The organism is Streptomyces sp. DvalAA-14 (assembly GCF_900091855.1).
Taxonomy (GTDB): domain Bacteria; phylum Actinomycetota; class Actinomycetes; order Streptomycetales; family Streptomycetaceae; genus Actinacidiphila.
In genome coordinates this window covers 1-20,414 of the sequence record NZ_FMCH01000509.1, presented here as the reverse complement: position 1 = coordinate 20,414, position 20,414 = coordinate 1, and the positions used below count along the sequence as shown (strand labels likewise).

The following is a 20,414-nucleotide window of genomic DNA, read 5'->3' as shown; positions in this document are numbered from 1 at the left end:
CTACCTGGCCCGGGAGTTGGAGCGCACCGGCCTCGGCGCCGATGTGGCCACCCTGCTCTGGGAGATCGCCGCGCTGCCGGCCGCGCCGCTCGCCGCGGCGGCCGCGGCCCTGGCGGCCGGCGACCGTATCGAGGACAGCCGCACCCTGCTGCGCCAGGTCGCCGCGCGCCCGCCGGGCGACATCGCGCTGGTCGCCGGCGCGTTGCAGGACAACGCCCGCCACACCGAGGCCGGCGAGTTGCTGGAGACCCTGGCCCGCGCCCACACCCCCCAGGACGCGGTGGACGTCGCCCGTACGGTGCCCGCGCTCACTCCCGCGCTGCTGGCCGCCGCCGAGCGCGTCTCCAAGTCCCGCCGCCGCGACATCGTGGCCGCCCTGCGCCGTGCCGCCCTCCCCGACCAGTGACCGGGTGACCGGGTGACCGGGTCGCCCGGCCGATCACCCGCGTACCCGCTCACCCGGCTGATCGACCGGCGACCCGGTCCCGCACCGCCGAACGGGTCGCCGCGCCCGGAAACCGAAACGTCTTGGCTCGGTAACGCCGACGCTCTTGCCATGGTGGTCTCCGCGCTTCTACGTTCTTCCCCACGGCGGGATCTACGTGCGTAGAACCGACGTGACGTCACGTCAGAGGAGCTGCTCATGAGCAATGTCGTGCGTGCCGCGCTCGTCCAGGCCACCTGGACCGGCGACACCGAGTCGATGATCGCCAAGCACGAGGAGCACGCCCGGGCCGCCGCGGCGCAGGGCGCCCAGGTGATCGGTTTCCAGGAGGTGTTCAACGCCCCCTACTTCTGCCAGGTCCAGGAGGCGGAGCACTACCGCTGGGCCGAAGCGGTCCCCGACGGGCCGACCGTCCGGCGCATGCGGGAACTCGCCCGGGAGACGGGCCTGGTGATCGTCGTCCCCGTCTTCGAGATGGAGCAGCCGGGCGTCTACTACAACACCGCCGCCGTCATCGACGCCGATGGCAGCTACCTCGGCAAGTACCGCAAGCACCACATCCCGCAGGTCGAGGGCTTCTGGGAGAAGTACTACTTCAAGCCGGGCAATCTGGGCTGGCCGGTCTTCCAGACGGCGGTCGGCCGGATCGGCGTCTACATCTGCTACGACCGGCACTTCCCCGAGGGCTGGCGGGCGCTGGGCCTGGCCGGCGCCCAACTGGTCTACAACCCGTCGGCCACCAGCCGCGGCCTGTCCGCCTACCTCTGGCAACTGGAGCAGCCCGCCGCGGCGGTGGCCAACGAGTACTTCATCGCGGCGATCAACCGCGTCGGCCGCGAACCGTACGGCGACAACGACTTCTACGGCACCAGCTACTTCGTCGACCCGCGCGGCCAACTGGTGGACGGCGCCGCCTCCGACAAGGAGGAGGAACTCCTCGTCCGCGACCTCGACTTCGACCTGATCGACGAGGTCCGGCAGACGTGGGCGTTCTACCGCGACCGCAGGCCCGAGGCCTACGGCGATCTGACGGGGGCATGAGCGCGATGGCCACTTCCACCGAACACACCCAGGCCGACCTGCATCGCCGCCACCGCGCCGTCCTGCCGGACTGGCTGGCCACGTACTACGCGTCGCCCATCGAGCTGACACACGGCGAGGGCCGCCACGTCTGGGACGCCGAAGGCCGCCGCTATCTGGACTTCTTCGGCGGCATCCTCACCACGATGACCGCGCACGCACTGCCCGAGGTGACGGTGGCGGTCGCCGAGCAGGCCGGCAAGCTGCTGCACTCCTCGACCCTCTACCTCAACCACCAGGCGGTCGAACTCGCCGAGCGGATCGCCCGGTTGTCGGGCATCCCGGACGCCCGGGTGTTCTTCACCACCTCCGGCACCGAGGCCAACGACACCGCGCTGCTGCTGGCGACCACCTTCCGCCGCTCCAACCAGATCCTGGCGCTGCGCAACAGCTACCACGGCCGCTCCTTCACCGCGATCGGCGTCACCGGCAACTCCGCCTGGTCCCCGACCAGCCTGTCCCCGCTGCAGACGCTCTACGTGCACGGCGGCGTGCGCACCCGCGGCCCGTTCGCGCACCTGAGCGACGCCGCCTTCACCGCCGCCTGCGTCGAGGACCTGGAGGACATGCTCGGCCAGGCCGGCGGCGCGGTGGCCGCGCTGATCGCCGAACCGGTGCAGGGCGTCGGCGGCTTCACCGCCGGCCCGGACGGACTGCTGGCCGCCTTCAAGCGCGTGCTGGACCGGCACGGCATCTTGTGGATCAGCGACGAGGTGCAGACCGGCTGGGGCCGTACCGGCGACCACTTCTGGGGCTGGCAGGCGCACGGCCAGGCCGGACCGCCGGACATCCTCACCTTCGCCAAGGGCGTCGGCAACGGCCTGTCCATGGGCGGAGTGGTGGCCCGCGCCGAGGTGATGAACTGCCTGACCGCCAACTCGATCTCCACCTTCGGCGGCAGCCCGGTCACCACCGCGGGCGCGCTGGCCAACCTCACCTATCTGATCGACCACGACCTGCAGGGCAACGCCCGCCGCGTTGGCGGGCTGCTCAAGTCCCGGCTGGAAGCCATCGGCGCCGGGCTCGGCATCGTCCGAGAGGTGCGCGGCCGCGGCCTGATGCTCGGCGTGGAGCTGGTCGAACCCGGCACCGACACCCCGTCGGGCGCCGCCGCCACCCTGGTGCTGGAAGCCGCCCGCGAACAGGGCCTGCTGATCGGAAAGGGCGGCCTGGCCGGCAACGCGCTGCGCATCGCACCGCCGCTGTCGCTCACCGTCGCCGAGGCCGAGGAGGGCGCCGCCGCCCTCGAAGTGGCCCTGAAGCAGGCGCAGTCCGCGATGGAAGCCCAGTCCGCGCCGGCCCGCCGGAGCGTGCTGTGACCGCCCCCCGCACCGTGATCCGCGGCGGCCTCGTCATCACCGCCGCCGACGAGACGCACGCCGACGTCCTCATCGAGGACGGCCGGGTGGCCGCCATCGCCGCCCACGACTCGTCGGCCGCGAAGAGCTGGACCGACAACGAGGTCATCGACGCCACCGGCAGATACGTCATTCCGGGCGGCGTCGACGCCCACACCCACATGGAGATGCCCTTCGGCGGCACCACCGCGTCGGACACCTTCGAGACCGGCACCCGGGCCGCGGCCTGGGGCGGCACCACCACCGTCGTGGACTTCGCGATCCAGAGCATCGGCCGCACCCTGCGCTCCGGCCTCGACGCCTGGCTCGACAAGGCCGACGCCAGGTGCGCCATCGACTACGCCTTCCACATGATCGTCTCTGACGTCACCGACGAGACGCTCAAGGAGATGGACGTGCTGGTCGAGGAGGGCGTGACCAGCTTCAAGATGTTCATGGCCTACCCGGGCGTCTTCTACAGCGACGACGGCAAGATCCTGCGGGCCATGCAGCGCGCCGCCGGCAACGGCGGCCTGGTGATGATGCACGCCGAGAACGGCATCGCCATCGACGTCCTGGTCCAGCAGGCGCTGGCCGCGGGCAGGACCGACCCGCGCCACCACGGCGAGGTCCGCCGCGCCCTGCTGGAGGCCGAGGCGACCCACCGCGCCATCCAGCTGTCCCGGGTGGCCGGCTCCCCGCTCTACGTCGTACACGTCTCCGCCCAGCAGGCCCTGGCCGAACTGGCCGCGGCCCGGGACCTGGGCCTGCCGGTGTTCGGCGAGACCTGCCCGCAGTACCTCTTCCTGTCCGCCGACAACCTGGCCGAGCCGGACTTCGAGGGCGCCAAGTACGTGTGCAGTACGCCGCTGCGCCCGCGCGAGCACCAGGCCGCGCTGTGGCAGGGCCTGCGCACCGACGACCTGCAGGTGGTGTCCACCGACCACTGCCCGTTCTGCTTCAGCGGCCAGAAGGAGCTGGGCCGCGGCGACTTCTCCAAGATCCCCAACGGCCTGCCCGGGGTGGAGAACCGGATGGACCTGCTCCACCAGGCCGTGGTGGAGGGCCGGATCAGCCGCCGCCGCTGGATCGACATCGCCTGCGCCGCCCCCGCCCGGATGTTCGGCCTCTATCCGCGCAAGGGCACCCTGGCGCCGGGCGCGGACGCCGACGTGGTGGTCTACGACCCGCACGCCGAGCAGGTGATCTCCGCAGCCACCCACCACATGAACGTCGACTACAGCGCGTACGAGGGCCGGCGGATCACCGGCCGGGTGGAGACCGTGCTGTCCCGCGGGATGCCCGTCATCCAGGACGGCTCGTACGTCGGCCGGGCCGGCCACGGCCGCTACACGCCCCGCGGCATCTGCCAGTACCTCTCCTGACGCCCGCCCGCCGGCCTCCCCGTCACCGCCGCCCGGCGCCCATCACCCCGTAGAGCACCGTCAAGCCCCCGTAAGGAGTGGCGTCATGGACTTCGGCCTCGTACTGCAGACCGATCCGCCCGCCTCGAACGTCGTCGGCCTGATGCGCCGCGCCGAAGCCAACGGCTTCACCCACGGCTGGACCTTCGACTCCGCCGTGCTGTGGCAGGAGCCCTTCGTCATCCACAGCCGCATCCTCGACCACACCGACCGGCTCACCGTCGGCACCATGGTCACCAACCCCGGCACCCGTACCTGGGAGGTGACCGCGTCCACCTTCGCCACCCTCAACTCGATGTACGGCAACCGGACCGTCTGCGGCATCGGCCGCGGCGACTCCGCGATGCGGGTGGCCGGACGGCCGCCCAACACCCTGGCCCGGCTGGAGGCGGCCATCGGCGCGATCCGCGACCTCGCCGAGGGCCGCGAGGCCGAGGTGGACGGCACCGTGCTGCGGCTGCCCTGGGTCACCGACGGCCGGCTCCCGGTCTGGATGGCCGCCTACGGTCCCAAGGCGCTGAAACTCGCCGGGGAGAAGGCCGACGGATTCATCCTCCAACTCGCCGACGTCTTCCTCACCGAGCAACTGGTCAAGGCGGTGCGGCAGGCCGCCGAGCAGGCCGGCCGCGACCCGGCGTCGGTCACCGTCTGCGTCGCCGCCCCCGCCTACGTCACCGCCGACGACTCCCCGCAGGCGCTGGCCCACGCCCGCGAGCAGTGCCGCTGGTTCGGCGGCATGGTCGGCAACCACGTGGCGGACCTGGTGGGCCGCTACGGCGAGCACTCGGCCCTGGTGCCCGAGGAGTTGACGGCGTACATCGCGCGGCGGCAGGGCTACGACTACTCCCACCACGGCCGCACCGGCAATCCCGACGCCGCCTTCGTCCCCGACGACATCGTGGACCGCTTCTGCCTGATCGGCCCCCCGCAGGCCCACCTGGACAAACTGGCGGCGCTGCGCGACCTGGGCGTGGACCAGTTCGCCGTCTACGCCATGCACGACGCCAAGGAGGCGGTGATCGACGCCTACGGCGAGCACGTCATCGCGGCGATGCGCTGAATCCGTCCGGGGGACGGGCGCACTCCCGCCGGCCCCGGGGTCTGATTGGATGGCGGTATGGGCAACGAGGTCGGTTCGGTCCCCGGTGGGACGGCGCGGACGGCAGGCGTCACGGACGCGCTGCTCACCGCCGTCGAGCGCACCATCGAGGCGGTGGTGGCCGCCGAGGTCGTCCCGCGCTGGCGGCGCCTGGCCGAGGCCGACATCGTGGAGAAGAACGGCCCGCACGACCTGGTCACCACCGCCGACCGCCGGTCCGAGGAGCGCCTCACCGAGCAACTCGCGGCGCTGCTGCCGGGTTCGGTCGTGGTCGGTGAGGAAGCGGTCAGCGCGGACCCGGGCCTGCTGGACCTGCTGCACGGCGACGACCCGGTCTGGGTGATCGATCCGGTGGACGGCACCTCGGCGTTCGTCCGCGGCGATCCCGGCTTCTCCACCCTGGTCACCCTGGTGCGCGGCGGACAGCCGCTCGCCTCCTGGACCTACGCCCCGCAGCTCGGCCTGTTCGCCACCGCCCGCGCCGGACAGGGCGCCCACCTCAACGGCGAACGGCTGCGGACCGCGACCGGCCGCGAACGCCTGCGGGTGTGGATCTCCAACCCGGTCTTCCGCACCGACGGCGAACGCGCCGCGCTCGACCGGCTGATGGCCTCCGGCGCCGAGTGCGTCCCCTGCCTGACCAGCGCCGGACTCGGCTATCTGGAAGTCGCCCGGGGACAGGCGGACGCGGTGGCGTTCTTCTGGGAGGCGCCCTGGGACCACGCGGCCGGACTGCTGCTGGTCGGGGAGGCGGGCGGGGCGAGCCTGACCGCGGCCGGCCGCCCGTTCCAGGTGGCCGGCGGCAACGGCCTGCCGTTCACCGTCGCCCGCGACGAGGCCACCGCGCGACGGATCATCGACATCCTGGCCGCGGACCCCGAGGCGGTAGGGCGGTGAGCCGGGCGGTGGTGGCCGACGCGGTGGTGGTCGGCGCCGGACCCAACGGCCTGACCGCCGCGGTCGAACTCGCCCGCGCCGGACTGTCCGTCCAGCTCTACGAAGCGGCCGGCACCGTCGGCGGCGGCGCCCGCACCGAGGAACTCACCCTGCCGGGCTTCCGGCACGACCCCTGCTCGGCGGTGCACCCCTTCGGCATCGGCTCGCCCGCCTTCGGGCGGCTGCCGCTGGCCGAACACGGCCTGGAATGGCTGCAGCCCGAGGTGCCGATGGCGCATCCCTTCCCCGACGGCAGCGCCGCGGTGCTCGGCCGGAGCGTGGGGGAGACCGCGGCCTCGCTGGGCCCCCGCGACGCCGGCACCTACCGCCGGCTGCTGGCCCCGTACACCGGCCACTGGGGCGCCCTCGCCGCGGACTTCTTCCGGCCCCCGTGGGCCGGGCTGCCCCGGGACCCCTACCGGTTCGTCCGCTTCGGGCTCACCGGCACCCCGCCGGCCGCCGCGCTGGCGCTGCGCTTTCGCGATGCCAAGGCCCGCGCGCTGATCGCCGGGCTGGCCGGACACGCCATCTCCCGGCTGACCGAACCGTTCACCGGCGCGATGGCGATGCTGTTCGCACTGGCCGCGCACGAACGGGGCTGGCCGGTGGCCCGCGGCGGCTCGCAGGCGATCTCCGACGCGCTGGCCGGGCTGCTGACCGAACTCGGCGGCGAGATCTTCACCGGCGTCACCGTACGCAAGCTGGACGAACTGCCGCCCGCCCGGGCCTATGTCTTCGACACCTCGCCGACGGCGCTGGCCCGCATCGCCGCGCTCGGCGACGCCTACCGCGGCTACCGCTACGGACCCTCCGTCTTCAAGATCGACTACGCGCTGGACGGGCCGGTGCCCTGGACGTCGCCCGCGGCGCGCCGGGCCGGCACGGTGCACCTCGGGCCCAGCTACACCGAGATCGGCGACGCGCTGAACCGCGCGGTGACCGGACGGCCCCCGCAGACACCGTTCCTGATCACCGCGCAGCCCACCGTCGTCGACCCCTCGCGGGCACCGGCCGGCAAGCATGTCTTCTGGGCCTACGCCCACGTTCCCCAGGGCTGGCACGGCGACGCCACCGACGCGATGGAGCGCCAGATCGAGCGCTTCGCGCCCGGCTTCCGCGATCTCGTGCTGGCCCGCGCGACCACCGGGCCCGCGGCGCTGGCCGCCCGCAACGCGAACTACGTCGGCGGCGACATCGCCTGCGGCGCCTTCGCCGGCCTGCAGACGGTGCTCCGGCCCCGGCTGGCGGCCATCCCCTACGCCACCGTCCGTCCCGGTGTGTTCCTGTGCTCCTCGGCCACCCCACCCGGCCCGGGCGTCCACGGCATGAGCGGCCACAACGCGGCGAAGGCGGTGCTGCGGCACCTGCGCCGCTCGGCCGCCGCCCGCGCCGCGCGGGTGTAGCGCGGCTCCCGGCGCACACCAGGACCGGCGCCCCGGCGGCCTGTCACCCGGACAGCGCCTGCCGCACCTCGGCCACCAGCAGCGCGGCGGCGCCGACCGTGCGGGTCAACTCCTCGGCGGTGGTGCCGCAGCCGCCCAGCAGCGCGCCGACCCGCGCCGCGAACTCCGGCGGGGCGGCCGGGAGCTCGGCCGCCGCCGCGAGCGCGCCCTTCTCGTTGAGACACCAGGTGCGGGCGTGCGCGTGCAGGGACTGGGCCAGCACCCCGAAGGCCCGCGACAGGCACAGCGACACATGCAGCGTGTCCGCGGCCGGGGCGGACTTGGCCGCCGCGGCCACCGAGAAGTCGGCCTCCCAGGCCGCCTCGATCAGGGCGCGGCGCAACTCCTCGGGATACGTGCGGGTCTCGTGCCGGAGCGCGGTCAACTCGCCGTACGGATCGGCCAGGATCCGGCCGAGGGCGACCTCCCCGGGGTAGCAGGGCGACCAGAAGCCGAGCGGGTGCCCGGGCTGGATGCCGACCTCGTACCGCCCCGCGCGGCAGTCCGCCCACACCCGTCCGACCCGGTCCACGTCCCGCAGGATCCAGTCGACGGCCACGCCGCGCACGGTCAGCCAGGCCCCGCCGTCCACCCACGGCCCCCACCCGCCGGGCCCGGCCACGGCTACCCGCCGTCCGGTCAGCTCCGCGGCGAGCGCGGCCAGGCGGCCGGTGTCCGGCTGCCCGCGGTAGTAGACCCCCAGATCCCAGTCGGAATCCGTCCGGTGCGTGCCGCGGGCCCGGCTGCCGCCGAGCAGGACCGCCCGTACGCCGGGGACAGCCGCGACCGCCTCCGCCATCGCGGTCACCGCGGCCAGGTCGAGTTCACCGTCCATCCGGTGACCGTACGGCGGCGCGCCCGGGTCCGCCACGGGGTTTCGGCAGTGCGGGCCGAGCCCGGGGCTTGTCAGGGCGCCGGCCCCGAAACTAGGCTGACCGGTCAGTAAACTTACTCGGCAGTAAGGAAGGTGCGGCGGATGGCGGCCCCGGACGATCTGGACCTGGAGACCCTGGACTTCGGCGGGGTGGAACCGAAGGAGTTCGCCCGGATCGTGAAGGGCCTGCCCGCCGCGCGCCTCGCGGAATTCATGGACGGACCGCAGCGCCGCCGGGTACTGGACGAGGTGTTCGGCCGGATGCACACCCTGTTCAAGCCGGAGGCGGCCGGCAGCCGCGACGCGCTGATCCGCTGGCGGATCACCCACGGGGACGACGGCGGCGACGTCTACGAGACGCACATCGCGCACGGCGCCTGCACCGTCACCCCGGAGCGCACCGACCGCGAGCCGCAGCTGAGCCTGACCATGGCCGCCCCGGAGTTCTTGAATCTGGTCTCCGGCAACGCCTCGGGGCCGACGCTGTTCTTCACCCGCAAGCTGAAGGTCAAGGGGGACATCCGGCTGGCCGGCGGTCTGACCTACTTCTTCGACATCCCCAAGCCGTGAGCCGCGGGCCGTGAGCCGCGGGCCGCGCCGGCTCAGCGCTCCCGCGCGGCTTCGTCCGGCGGACGGCCGTTGACCAGCTCGGCCGTGCCGGTGCCGTGCCGGAGGGCATCCAGCGCGGCCCGGACCCGGCGGGCCGCACCCGGCGTGAGGAAGTCGTCCAGATCCGCCGGCGCGGTCAGCTGCCAGGAGTCCAGTTCCTCCACCTGGAGCCTGATCGCACCGAGCTGCTCCTCGCTGAGAACGCCGCCGTCGTAGAGGTAGCTGGTCAGCGGCGGCCGGCCCGGGCCCATCACCCAGTCCACCGCGAGCAGGGCCCCCGGGGCGATGTCCAGACCGATCTCCTCCACCGTCTCCCGGCGCGCCGCCTGCCGCGGCGTCTCGCCCTCGTCGGACTCGATCGTGCCGCCGGGCAGGGTCCAGGTGCCGTCGTCGCGGTAGTTCGGCTCGACCAGCAGGACGCGGCCGTCGGCGGACCGGAAGAGGGTGTTCGCGCCGGCGAGGATTCTGGGCAGGCCCGCGAGATACGTGGCGAAATCGATGCTCATGATCCCAACCTACGGTCTTCGGCCTCGCCCAGGTGGCCGTAGATGTGCGGCCACGCGGGGCGCCTGCCGTGGGCGCCCGGCCGGCGGCGGGATAGGGTCCGAAGCGGCGCGACGTTCCGTTTCCGGCTGGGGAGTCACCAAGGTGTCCGACGCTGCAACGCAATCAACGGCGCGGGTGCTGATCGCCGCGGACAAGTTCAAGGGCTCGCTGACCGCGGTCGAGGTGGCCGCGCACGTCGAAACCGGGCTGCGCCGGGTGGTGCGGGGACTGTCCATCGAGTCGGTGCCGGTCGCCGACGGCGGTGACGGAACGGTCGACGCCGCGGTCGCCGCGGGCTTCGAGCGCCGGACGCTGCGAGTCACCGGGCCGCTCGGCGAACCGGTCGAGGCCGCGTACGCGCTGCGCGGGGGCACCGCGGTGGTGGAGATGGCCGAGGCCTCCGGGCTGCGGCACCTGCCACCGGGGGTGTTCGCGCCGCTGGCCGCCACCACGTACGGCACCGGGGAACTGCTGCGGGCGGCCCTGGACGCCGGCGCCGGCACGATCGTGCTCGGGGTCGGCGGCAGCGCCACCAACGACGGCGGTGCCGGGATGCTCAGCGCCCTGGGCGCGCGCCTGCTGGACGCCGACGGGGCGCCGGTGGCGCCCGGCGGCGGCCCGCTGGCCACGCTGGCCACGGTGGATCTCACCGATCTGGACCCGCGGCTGGCCACGGCGCAGATCGTGCTCGCCAGTGACGTCGACAATCCGCTGCTCGGCCCGACCGGGGCGGCGGGGGTCTACGGACCGCAGAAGGGTGCCTCGCCGGAGGATGTCGCGGTGCTGGACGCCGCGCTCGGCCGGTATGCCGAGGTGCTGGCCGCCGCCGGGCTGAGCGCGGGCGCGGCGGCGCGGGCGCCGGGCGCGGGAGCGGCCGGCGGCATCGGCTTCGCTGCGATCGTGGCGCTGGGCGCCGTCTTCCGGCCCGGCATCGAGGTGCTGCTGGAGGTGCTCGGCTTCGAGGACGCGCTCGGCCGGGCCGACCTGGTCATCACCGGCGAGGGCTCCCTCGACGAGCAGACCCTCAGCGGCAAGGCGCCGCTCGGCGTCGCCCAGGCCGCCCGCGCCCGCGGCCTGGAGGTCGTCGCCGTGTGCGGCCGCCTGTCCCTGCCGCCCGCGGATCTCGGCGCGGCCGGCATCCGCCGGGCCTACGCCCTGACCGCGATCGAGCCGGACCCCGAGCGCTGCATGGCGGAGGCGGGCCCGCTGCTGGAGCAGGTGGCCGCCGCCCTGGCCCACGATTTCCTCCTCCAGGCGCCCTGACGGTCCCGCCCCCCGGGCCCAGCAACCCGGCCCGCGAGGGAAAAGCACGCACACGACAAGGCCCCGGGCCCCCGGATGATCCGGGGGCCCGGGGCCCTGCCACTGTGTCGTCGTGCGGTGCGGCCTAGCGCGCGGCCTGGGTGCGGGCCTCGCGGCGGTTCGCGCGGAAGGTGTTCACCCGGCGGGTGGTCGCGAAGCAGGGGATGACCGCCGCCGCGCAGCACTGGAGGGCCGCGCCGGCCTGGAGGAGGCTGTGGCCGCCGGGCACGCCGATGGTCCAGGCGATCAGGCAGCCCATGCTGACCAGGGTCCAGCAGAAGGTGATCAGCGCCAGCCGCCCCCGGGGCTTCGGGTACTCGACCCGGCTCACCATCAGCCAGGCGACCCCGACGATCATGATGATCGTCGGCACGAACGGCAGCTCCAGCAGCACCAGCGAGACCACGGTCATCGCCCCGAAGGGGCTGGGCATGCCCTGGAACACCCCGTCCCGCAGCGTCGTGCAGGAGAAGCGGGCAAGCCGCAGCACCACCGCCAGCACCACCATGACCGCGGCCACCGCCGCGATCTTGCCGTGCGCGTCGTCGGAGACGATGCCCCAGACGATCACGAAGTAGGCCGGCGCGAGACCGAAGCTGATCAGGTCGGACAGGTTGTCCAGCTCGGCGCCCATCGCGGAACTGCGCAGCTTGCGCGCCACCAGCCCGTCGAAGAGGTCGAAGACGGAGGCCAGCAGCATCAAGGTGACCGCGCCGGCCGCGCTGTGCTTGGACATCGCGCCGTCGCTCGTGCCCATCAGGTGCGGGACCAGGACGCCGGTGGTGGTGAAGTAGACGGCCATGAAGCCGCAGATCGCGTTGCCGAGGGTGAGCGCGTCCGCGATGGACAGCCGGGTGGACAGCGGCAGCTCGCCGACCTCGTCCTCCAGCTCGCTCACCCAGGAGGACGCGCCGGCCACGGTGCTCCCGGCCGGGGCCGAGGACGCCGGGGAAGCCGAGGACTGGGTGTCCGGATCAACCACGGTCAAGGCGAGTCACCCCAGCCGTGGTGGTCTGGCCGACCTCGACCGCGGGCTCGACGCCCTCGGGGAGGTAGATGTCCACGCGCGAGCCGAACCGGATCAGCCCGATCCGGTCGCCCTGCTCGACCTTGCAGCCCCGCGGCACGTACGGGACGATGCGCCGCGCCACCGCGCCGGCGATCTGCACCACCTCGATGTCACCGAGTTCGGTGTCGAAGTGCCAGATCACCCGCTCGTTGTTCTCGCTCTCCTTGTTGAACGCCGGCACGTATCCACCGGGGATGTGCTCGACGGAGGTGACCGTGCCGGCGAGTGGGGCGCGGTTCACATGCACGTTCAGCGGGCTCATGAAGATCGCGACACGGGTGCGCCCGTCCTTCCACGGCATGATGCTCTGCACCACCCCGTCGGCCGGGGAGATCACACGGCCGTCGGTGATCTCCCGCTCGGGATCGCGGAAGAACCACAGCATGCCGGCCGCCAGAGCGGTGGCGGGAACGGCCACGGTCGCCCAGCGTCCGGAACGGCGTGCTCGGGCCAGGCTGAACGCCGCGGTGGCCACGGTCGGGAGGAGCCACGGCGACGCTCCGCGCGCGAGGCGGACCCGGCCGCGTGGTGCAGAGGAATGGCTGTGGGGCATGGAAGACCTTCGTAGCGGAGGATGCCGCGAATTGCTTCAGGGGACGGCGGCTTTGTTCGATGCTACCGGCTGACACGGGCAACTCGGCAAGCTGGAGGGCGAGTCGATGGCTGGTTCCTGCGGCTCCGCCGGTGACTCAGGGTGATGCTCAACTACGCATCACCCCTGGCAAATTACCGCAAAACCGGACAAATAGATCGAGTCAGCCGGTGATCCGATACTCCTCCAGCAGCCGCCGCCCAATGATCATTTTCTGGATCTCGGCGGTTCCCTCGCCGATCAGCAGCATCGGCGCCTCCCGGTAGAGCCGCTCGATCTCGTACTCCTTGGAGAACCCGTAGCCGCCGTGGATGCGGAAGGAGTCCTCCACCACCTCCTTGCAGAACTCGGCGGCCAGGTATTTGGCCATTCCGGCCTCCAGATCGTTGCGCTGGCCGGAGTCCTTTTTGCGGGCCGCGTTGACCATCAGTTGGTGCGCCGCCTCCACCTTGGTGGCCATTTCGGCCAACTTGAACTGGATGGCCTGGTGGTCGGCGATCCGCTTGCCGAAGGTGTGCCGCTGCTGTGCGTAGGAGATGCCCAGCTCGAAAGCGCGCCGGGCCACCCCGCAGCCGCGGGCGGCGACATTGACCCGGCCGACCTCGACGCCGTCCATCATCTGGTAAAAACCCTGCCCGCCGCGCCCGCCGAGCACCCGGTCCGCCGGGACCCGGACGTCCTCCAGCACCAGCTCGGTGGTGTCGACGCCCTTGTAGCCCATCTTCTCGATCCTGCCGGGCACGGTCAGCCCGGGGACCCGGGGATTGGGGCCGAAGCCGGGCTCCTTCTCGATCAGGAAGGTGGACATCGACCGGTGCGGCGGGGCGTCGGCCGGCTGCCCCTCGTCGGTGCGGCACAGCACCGCGACCAGATTCGACGAGCCGCCATTGGTCAGCCACATCTTCTGCCCGTTGACGACATAGCCGTCGCCGTCCCGGACGCCCCTGCTCCGGATCGCGCCCACGTCCGAGCCTGTACCCGGCTCCGACATGGAAAAAGCACCGCGTATCTCGCCGGTCGCCATCCGGGGCAGGAAATGGTCCTTCTGTTCCCGGGTGCCGTGCTGCTGGATCATCCAGGCGACGATGAAATGGGTATTGATGATGCCGGACACACTCATCCAGCCGCGCGCGATCTCCTCCACGGCCAGCGCGTACGTCAGCAGCGATTCGCCGATCCCGCCGTACTCCTCGGGAATCATCAGGCCGAAGAGGCCGAGTTCCTTCAGGCCCTCGACGATCGCCGACGGATACTCGTCGCGGTGTTCCAGTTCGGTGGCGACCGGCAGGATCTCCTTGTCCACGAAGGAGCGGACCGTGCTCAGGATCTCCTGCTGGATGTCGGTCAGACCGTCGGTCTGCGCGAGCCGGTTGGCCATCTCAGTTCCCTCCCCGGGAGTGCGGCGCCCCGTCCGCGCCGGCGCGGGCCGGCTCCGGCCGGCCGGGCTGCTCGCCGCCGCGCCGCTCGACGTAGACGGCGGTCGGCACCATCACCGTGCGGCGGAAGACGCACACCAGCGTGCCGTCCTGGTTGTAGCCCCTGGTCTCGACCTGGACGATGCCGCGGTCGTCCTTCGACGCGGACGGCCGCTTGTCCAGCACGGTGGTCTCGCCGTAGAGCGTGTCGCCGTGGAAGGTGGGCGCCACGTGCCGCAGCGACTCCACCTCCAGGTTGGCGATCGCCTTGCCGGACACGTCCGGCACCGACATGCCGAGCAGCAGGGAGTAGACGAAGTTGCCCACCACCACGTTCCGGCCGAAGTCCGTTGTCCGGGCGGCGTAGTTGGCGTCCAGGTGCAGCGGGTGGTGGTTCATGGTGAGGAGGCAGAAGAGGTGGTCGTCGTATTCGGTGACCGTCTTGCCCGGCCAGTGTTTGTACACCGCACCGATCTCGAATTCCTCGTAGGTGCGCCCGAACTGCACAGTCATACCTCCAACTTGTTCGCGAGCCGGATCTCGTCCACGATCCGGCCGATGATCCCGGTGATACCGAAGTCCTTCGGGGTGAAGACCGCCGCGACCCCGGCGGACCGCAGCGCCCCGGCGTCCGCGGCCGGGATGATCCCGCCGACCACCACCGGTACGTCGTCCGCGCCGGCCCGGCGCAGCCGTTCCAGCACGTCGGGCACCAGCGCGGCATGCGAACCGGACAGGATCGACAGCCCCACGCAGTGCACGTCCTCGGCGACCGCGGTCGACACGATCTGCTCCGGCGTCAGCCTGATCCCCTGGTAGACGACCTCGAAACCGGCGTCCCTGGCACGCACCGCTATCTGCTCGGCGCCGTTGGAGTGCCCGTCCAGGCCCGGCTTGCCGACCAGCAGCCGCAGCCGGCCGCCGCCCAGTTCGGCCGCGGTGGCGGCGACCTTGCCCCGCAGCGCGGCCAGTTCGCCGTCCGGCTCGGCGCACCCCGCGACCGGGGCGCCGCTCACCCCGGTCGGCGCCCGGAACTCGCCGAACACCTCGCGCAGCGTCGAGGACCACTCACCGGTGGTGACCCCGGCCCGGGCGCACTCCACGGTCGCCGCCATCAGATTCCCGGGGCCGGCCGCCGCCGAGCGCAGCGCCGACAGCGACCGCCGCGCCCGGCCCTCGTCACGGGCCGCCCGCCACCGGCCGAGCGCCGCCGTCACCCGGGCCTCGTTGGCCGGGTCCACGGTCATCACCGCGGTGTCCAGATCGGCGGTCAGCGGACTGGGCTCGGTGGACCGGTAGCAGTTGACCCCGACGACCCGCGCCGCCCCCGACTCGATCCTGGCCCGCCGCTCGGCGTGCGCGGACACCAGCCGGGACTTCAGATAACCGGACTCCACCGCGGCCATCACCCCGCCCTGCTCCTGGATCCGTTCGATCTCGGCGGTCGCCGCCGCCACCAGCTCGGCCACCTTCGCCTCCACCACATGACTGCCGGCGAAGACGTCCTCGTACTCCAGCAGATCGCTCTCGTGCGCCAGCACCTGCTGGATGCGCAGGCTCCACTGCTGGTCCCACGGCCGGGGCAGGCCCAACGCCTCGTTCCACGCCGGGAGTTGCACTGCCCGGGCGCGGGCGTCCTTGGACAGGGTGACGGCCAGCATCTCCAGCACGATGCGCTGCACGTTGTTCTCCGGCTGCGCCTCGGTCAGGCCCAGCGAGTTGACCTGCACGCCGTAGCGGAAGCGGCGCTGCCGCTCGTCCCGGATGCCGTACCGCTCACGTGTGACGGTGTCCCAGATCCGGCTGAAGGCGCGCATCTTGCACATCTCCTCGATGAACCGCACGCCCGCGTTCACAAAGAAGGACATCCGCTGCACCACCTCGCCGCGCCGCTCCTGCGGCACCTGCCCGGAGGCGAACACCGCGTCCAGTACGGCGATCGCGGTGGACATCGCGTAGGCGATCTCCTGGACGGGTGTGGCCCCGGCCTCCTGGAGGTGGTAACTGCAGATGTTGATCGGGTTCCAGCGGGGCATGTGGTGCACGGTGTACGTGATCATGTCGGTGGTCAGCCGCAGCGACGGTCCCGGCGGGAAGACGTGCGTGCCGCGGGAGAGGTACTCCTTGACGATGTCGTTCTGCGTGGTGCCCCGCAGCATCGTGATGTCCGCGCCCTGCTCCTCGGCGACCACCTGGTAGAGGGCCAGCAGCCACATCGCGGTGGCGTTGATGGTCATCGAGGTGTTCATCCGGTCCAGCGGAATGTCCTGGAACAGCCGCCGCATGTCGCCGAGATGGCCGACCGGCACCCCGACCCGGCCCACCTCGCCGCGCGCCAGCACGTGGTCGGCGTCGTAGCCGGTCTGCGTCGGCAGGTCGAAGGCGACGGACAGGCCCGTCTGGCCCTTGTCCAGATTGCGGCGGTACAGCGCGTTGGACGCCTCCGCGGTGGAGTGGCCGGCGTACGTCCGCATCAGCCACGGCCGGTCCCGCCCGCTCGCGGTGCGCGGCGTCATGACGCCGCCCTGAAGCGGTTGATCGCCGGCAGGTGCTTGTCCCGCAGCTCCGGGTCCGTCACGCCCATGCCCTCCTGGGGGGCCAGCGCGAGGACGCCCACCTTGCCCTGGTGGAGGTTGCGGTGCACGTCGTACGCCGCCTGTCCGGTGTCCGCCAGCGCGTAGGTACGGGACAAGGTGGGGTGGATGCGGCCCTTGGCGACCAGCCGGTTGGCCTCCCATGCCTCGCGGTAGTTGGCGAAGTGCGAGCCGACGATCCGCTTCAGGCTCATCCACAGGTAGCGGTTGTCGTACTCGTGGGTGTAGCCGCTGGTGGAGGCGCAGGTGACGATGGTGCCGCCCTTGCGGGTGACGTACACCGAGGCGCCGAAGGTCTCCCGGCCCGGGTGCTCGAAGACGATGTCCACGTCCTCGCCGCCGGTCAGTTCGCGGATCCGGGCACCGAACCGCTTCCACTCGCGCGGGTCCTGGCTGTGTTCGTCCTTCCAGAAGCGGAAGTCCTCCGCGCCGCGGTCGATGATCGCCTCCGCGCCCATCCGCCGGCAGATCTCCGCCTTCTGCGGGCTGGACACCACACAGACCGGGGTGGCGCCGCCGGCCAGCGCGAACTGCGTGGCATACGAGCCGAGTCCGCCGCTGGCGCCCCAGATCAGCACGTTGTCGCCCTGCTTCATACCGGCGCCGTTGCGCGAGACGAGCTGGCGGTAGGCGGTGGAGTTGACCAGGCCGGGCGCGGCGGCCTCCTCCCAGGTCAGATGCCCGGGCTTGGGCATGAGCTGGTTGGACTTCACCAGGGCTATCTCGGCCAGGCCGCCGAAGTTGGTCTCGAAGCCCCAGATCCGCTGCTCCGGGTCGAGCATCGTGTCGTTGTGCCCATCGGCGGACTCCAGTTCGACGCTCAGGCAGTGGGCGACCACCCGGTCGCCGGGACGCCACTTGTTCACCCCGGGCCCGGCGCGCAGCACCACCCCCGACAGGTCGGAGCCGATGACGTGGTACGGCAGGTCGTGCCGCTTGCCGAGCGGCGACATGCGCCCGTACCGCTCCAGGAAGGCGAAGGTGGAGACCGGCTCGAAGATCGAGGTCCACACCGAGTTGTAGTTGACGGAGCTGGCCATCACGGCCACCAGGGCTTCCCCTGGGCCGAGTTCGGGCACCGGCACCTCGTCCAGGTGCAGTGCGGCCCGCGGGTCCTTGTCCCGGGTGGCGAGGCCGGCGAACATCTCGGCCTCGTCCTTGTGGACGGTGACGGCGCGGTACGACTCGGGCAGCTTCACGGCCGCGAAAGCGGCGGCCGGACTGTCCGGCGCGAGGATCGCGTCCAGGATTTCCTTCATATGACTCGCCTCCGGCGGAGCGTTCTCGCACAGCGCTTGAGGGAACGCGGGGGTCGATGGGAGAAGGGGGTGCCGTCGTCGGTTCGGCGATCAGGTGAGCGTGGTCGAGCGGTGAAGGAGCCGCGGGGTGCTGCGGCTGTGCCTGGTGACGCAGGCTCCGGGCCGTGGGACAGGCGACCGGTTGCCCTTCCGGCGATCGCCGGGGGGTGACTTCACGGTATGGCACCGCGTGCCAGCCGTAAAGACACTGGGTGCCAATATTTTCTCTCACCTGTCGCCGGGTCCCCCCAGACGAGCGGCAGCGGCCGCCCGGATCACACCGGACGGCCGCGAGCAGTGGGCAGGAAGCAGGGAGCAGGAAGCCAGGGAAGAGCAGGGCTCGGGAGCGGCGAGCAGGGAGCCCCAGGCGGAGAGGCGGCGGCGATCAGGCCCTGCGCAGCGCCTCTTCGATGCTGCGCAGGATCTCCGCCGGGGAGGCGTCGGTACGGGCCACCGCGACCACCACCTCGCCCTGCCGCGACACCACGGACGTCGGCTCGACCGCGGCGCGGGACGGTATCCGGCCGGCGCCGATCCCGGTGCCGAACGTGGTCTTGATGACATCGAAGGCGTGGTCGAGCTGCGCCTCCACATCGCCCTTGCCGCCGGCCCGCAGCCAGCGCCGCAGCACATGGTTGTGCGCCGCCACCACCGCGGAGGCGGCGACCTCGGCCAGCAGCGGGTCGTCGTCGCCGTCGCGGTGCGCGCCCTCGTCGAAGTGGCCCAGCAGGTAACGGGTGAACAGCCGCTCGTAGCGGGCCACCGAGGCGATCTCCCGCTCCCGCAGCGTCGGCACCTCGCGGGTCAGCCGGTAGCGCTCCACCGAGATCTCCGGTACCTGCGCGTACATCCGCAGCACCTCGGTGATGCCCCGGCACACCGTGTCCAGCGGGTGCTCGCGCGGATCGGCGGAGTCGAGCACCGCCTGCACCCGGACCAGGGTGTCGTCGTGGTCCGGGAAGATCGCCTCTTCCTTGGACCGGAAGTGCCGGAAGAAGGTGCGCCGGGCCACGCCGGCCGCCGCCGCGATCTCGTCGACGGTCGTCTCCTCGTAGCCCTGCGTCGCGAACAGGCGCATCGCGGCCGACGCGAGATCCTGACGCACCCGGTGGCGCTGCGCAGCGGCCTTGCGGCCGCCCGCGGTCTCGGGGACGTCGGACTTCACGGACTGGGGCATGCGGGGAACGTAACACGCCGGAGCGCCGCCTCCGGCGGTCCCCGGAAAACCGCCCCGGCCCACCGGATCTGTGGCACTCTCCCGGCCGCCGCGCCCGTGCGACGGCTCAACGGCGGGCATACTCGCGAAAGCCCCGGCCGGTCTTGCGGCCCAGGCAGCCGGCCGAGACCAGGTGCTCCAGCAGCGGGGCCGGCGCCAGTCCCGGGTCGCGGAACTCCTCGTGCAGGGCCCGCTCGATGGCCAGCGAGACATCCAGGCCGACCACGTCCAGCAGCTCGAACGGGCCCATCGGATAGCCGCCGCCCAGCTTCATCGCCGCGTCGATCGCGTCCACGGTCGCGTAATGGTCCTGCACCATCTTCACCGCGTTGTTCAGGTACGGGAAGAGCAGCGCGTTGACGATGAAACCGGCCCGGTCGCCGCAGTCCACCGGGTGCTTGCCGATCGCCGCGCACACCTCGTGCGCGGTGGCCAGCACCTCGGGGGCGGTCAGCACCGTACTGACCACCTCGACCAGCTTCATGGCCGGCGCGGGGTTGAAGAAGTGCAGGCCCACCACGTCCTGCGGGCGCCCGGTGGAACGGGCGACGGCCACCACCGGCAGCGAGGAGGTGGTGGTGGCCAGCACCGCACCCGGGCCGCACACCTGGTCGAGCGTCCGGAAGAGCCGCTGCTTCACCGCCAAGTCCTCCGCCACCGCCTCGACCACCAGGTCGGCGGCCGCGAAGGAGTCGTAGGAACCGGTGGGCGCGACCCGTGCCACCGCCTCGGCCCGCTGGTCCGGGCTCAGCCGCCCCCTGGCCACCGACCGGTCCAGCGACGCCGCCAGCCGGGCCACCGCCGCATCGGCCTTCGCCGGGGTCCTGGCTGCCAGCGTCACCTCGAAGCCGGCCTTCGCGAACACCTCCGCGATGCCGGTCGCCATGGTGCCCGAACCGGCCACGCCCACCCGCCGCACGCGCCGCCCGGCGGTCCGCCGGCCAGGCGCCCGGCCCGGGGCCCGGCCCGGCGTCCGGGCGTCCGGCGCCACCGCGGAACTGCCGGGGCGCTCGTAGGCGTAGAACCCGCGCCCTGACTTCCGGCCCAGCAGCCCGGCCGCCGTCAACTGCCGCAGCACCGGCGCGGGCGCGTGCAGCCGGTCCCGGCTGGCCTCGTACATCGCCTCCAGTACGGTG

General features: G+C 72.4%; 19 protein-coding genes. 9 read left to right on the top strand and 10 right to left on the bottom strand.

Annotated elements, in window-relative coordinates:
• From GA0115240_RS27600 to GA0115240_RS27570, 7 genes are all read left to right on the top strand, one after another.
• The coding region (locus tag GA0115240_RS27600; protein WP_093740782.1) for a hypothetical protein at positions 1–406 on the top strand (406 nt) is incomplete at its 5' end.
• A 237-nt stretch (positions 407–643) separates the two neighbouring features.
• On the top strand, positions 644–1,486 hold the full coding sequence (locus tag GA0115240_RS27595; RefSeq protein WP_093740780.1) for a nitrilase-related carbon-nitrogen hydrolase: 843 nt from the start codon (positions 644–646) through the stop codon (positions 1,484–1,486).
• A gap of 5 nt (positions 1,487–1,491) precedes the next feature.
• Positions 1,492–2,844: an aspartate aminotransferase family protein gene (locus tag GA0115240_RS27590; protein WP_370673379.1), complete on the top strand. Its 1,353-nt coding sequence runs from the start codon at positions 1,492–1,494 to the stop codon at positions 2,842–2,844.
• Entirely contained in the window at positions 2,841–4,247 is a 1,407-nt protein-coding gene (gene hydA / locus GA0115240_RS27585; RefSeq protein ID WP_093740776.1) for a dihydropyrimidinase, read from the top strand. Before GA0115240_RS27590 ends, hydA begins: the two co-directional genes overlap by 4 nt.
• Before the next feature lie 85 nt (positions 4,248–4,332).
• Complete coding sequence (locus GA0115240_RS27580; protein WP_093740774.1) at positions 4,333–5,346, top strand: TIGR03842 family LLM class F420-dependent oxidoreductase; 1,014 nt, start codon at positions 4,333–4,335, stop codon at positions 5,344–5,346.
• A gap of 57 nt (positions 5,347–5,403) precedes the next feature.
• Positions 5,404–6,282 carry an inositol monophosphatase family protein gene (locus tag GA0115240_RS27575; protein WP_093740772.1) on the top strand — a complete coding sequence of 293 codons (879 nt, stop codon included), beginning with the start codon at positions 5,404–5,406 and terminating at the stop codon, positions 6,280–6,282.
• 11 nt (positions 6,283–6,293) lie between these two features.
• The gene (locus GA0115240_RS27570; protein ID WP_093740790.1) at positions 6,294–7,724 is read left to right on the top strand and encodes a phytoene desaturase family protein; all 1,431 of its coding nucleotides are present in this window, start codon (positions 6,294–6,296) and stop codon (positions 7,722–7,724) included.
• 43 nt (positions 7,725–7,767) lie between these two features.
• On the opposite strand, the gene GA0115240_RS27565 is transcribed toward GA0115240_RS27570, so the two are convergent.
• On the bottom strand, positions 7,768–8,598 hold the full coding sequence (locus GA0115240_RS27565) for a DUF4037 domain-containing protein (RefSeq protein WP_237555250.1): 831 nt from the start codon (positions 8,596–8,598) through the stop codon (positions 7,768–7,770).
• Positions 8,599–8,739: 141 nt separating this feature from the next.
• Here GA0115240_RS27565 and GA0115240_RS27560 point away from each other — a divergent pair, with 141 nt between their 5' ends.
• Entirely contained in the window at positions 8,740–9,207 is a 468-nt protein-coding gene (locus GA0115240_RS27560) for an SCP2 sterol-binding domain-containing protein (RefSeq protein ID WP_093740770.1), read from the top strand.
• A 32-nt stretch (positions 9,208–9,239) separates the two neighbouring features.
• On the opposite strand, the gene GA0115240_RS27555 is transcribed toward GA0115240_RS27560, so the two are convergent.
• Entirely contained in the window at positions 9,240–9,752 is a 513-nt protein-coding gene (locus tag GA0115240_RS27555; protein WP_093740768.1) for an NUDIX domain-containing protein, read from the bottom strand.
• A gap of 142 nt (positions 9,753–9,894) precedes the next feature.
• Here GA0115240_RS27555 and GA0115240_RS27550 point away from each other — a divergent pair, with 142 nt between their 5' ends.
• Positions 9,895–11,055, top strand: a complete 1,161-nt coding sequence (locus GA0115240_RS27550; RefSeq protein ID WP_256070011.1) for a glycerate kinase — start codon at positions 9,895–9,897, stop codon at positions 11,053–11,055.
• Positions 11,056–11,179: 124 nt separating this feature from the next.
• Here GA0115240_RS27550 and pssA read toward each other — a convergent pair whose 3' ends face one another.
• From pssA to GA0115240_RS27510, 8 genes are all read right to left on the bottom strand, one after another.
• On the bottom strand, positions 11,180–12,082 hold the full coding sequence (gene pssA, locus GA0115240_RS27545; RefSeq protein ID WP_176725187.1) for a CDP-diacylglycerol--serine O-phosphatidyltransferase: 903 nt from the start codon (positions 12,080–12,082) through the stop codon (positions 11,180–11,182).
• Entirely contained in the window at positions 12,069–12,716 is a 648-nt protein-coding gene (locus GA0115240_RS27540; protein ID WP_093740766.1) for a phosphatidylserine decarboxylase, read from the bottom strand. Before GA0115240_RS27540 ends, pssA begins: the two co-directional genes overlap by 14 nt.
• A gap of 202 nt (positions 12,717–12,918) precedes the next feature.
• Positions 12,919–14,133, bottom strand: coding sequence for an acyl-CoA dehydrogenase family protein (locus tag GA0115240_RS27535; RefSeq protein WP_093740764.1), 1,215 nt, complete (start codon positions 14,131–14,133; stop codon positions 12,919–12,921).
• A 1-nt stretch (position 14,134) separates the two neighbouring features.
• The gene (locus tag GA0115240_RS27530; protein WP_093740762.1) at positions 14,135–14,677 is read right to left on the bottom strand and encodes a MaoC family dehydratase; all 543 of its coding nucleotides are present in this window, start codon (positions 14,675–14,677) and stop codon (positions 14,135–14,137) included.
• A 2-nt stretch (positions 14,678–14,679) separates the two neighbouring features.
• Complete coding sequence (locus GA0115240_RS27525; RefSeq protein ID WP_093740760.1) at positions 14,680–16,686, bottom strand: protein meaA; 2,007 nt, start codon at positions 16,684–16,686, stop codon at positions 14,680–14,682.
• Positions 16,683–18,023, bottom strand: a complete 1,341-nt coding sequence (gene ccrA, locus GA0115240_RS27520) for a crotonyl-CoA carboxylase/reductase (RefSeq protein ID WP_093740758.1) — start codon at positions 18,021–18,023, stop codon at positions 16,683–16,685. The genes GA0115240_RS27525 and ccrA overlap by 4 nt, the downstream gene beginning before the upstream one ends.
• A gap of 424 nt (positions 18,024–18,447) precedes the next feature.
• The gene (locus GA0115240_RS27515) at positions 18,448–19,239 is read right to left on the bottom strand and encodes a TetR family transcriptional regulator (protein ID WP_202451808.1); all 792 of its coding nucleotides are present in this window, start codon (positions 19,237–19,239) and stop codon (positions 18,448–18,450) included.
• 106 nt (positions 19,240–19,345) lie between these two features.
• A partial coding sequence (locus GA0115240_RS27510; protein ID WP_237555249.1) for a 3-hydroxyacyl-CoA dehydrogenase family protein occupies positions 19,346–20,414 on the bottom strand: 1,069 nt, incomplete at its 5' end.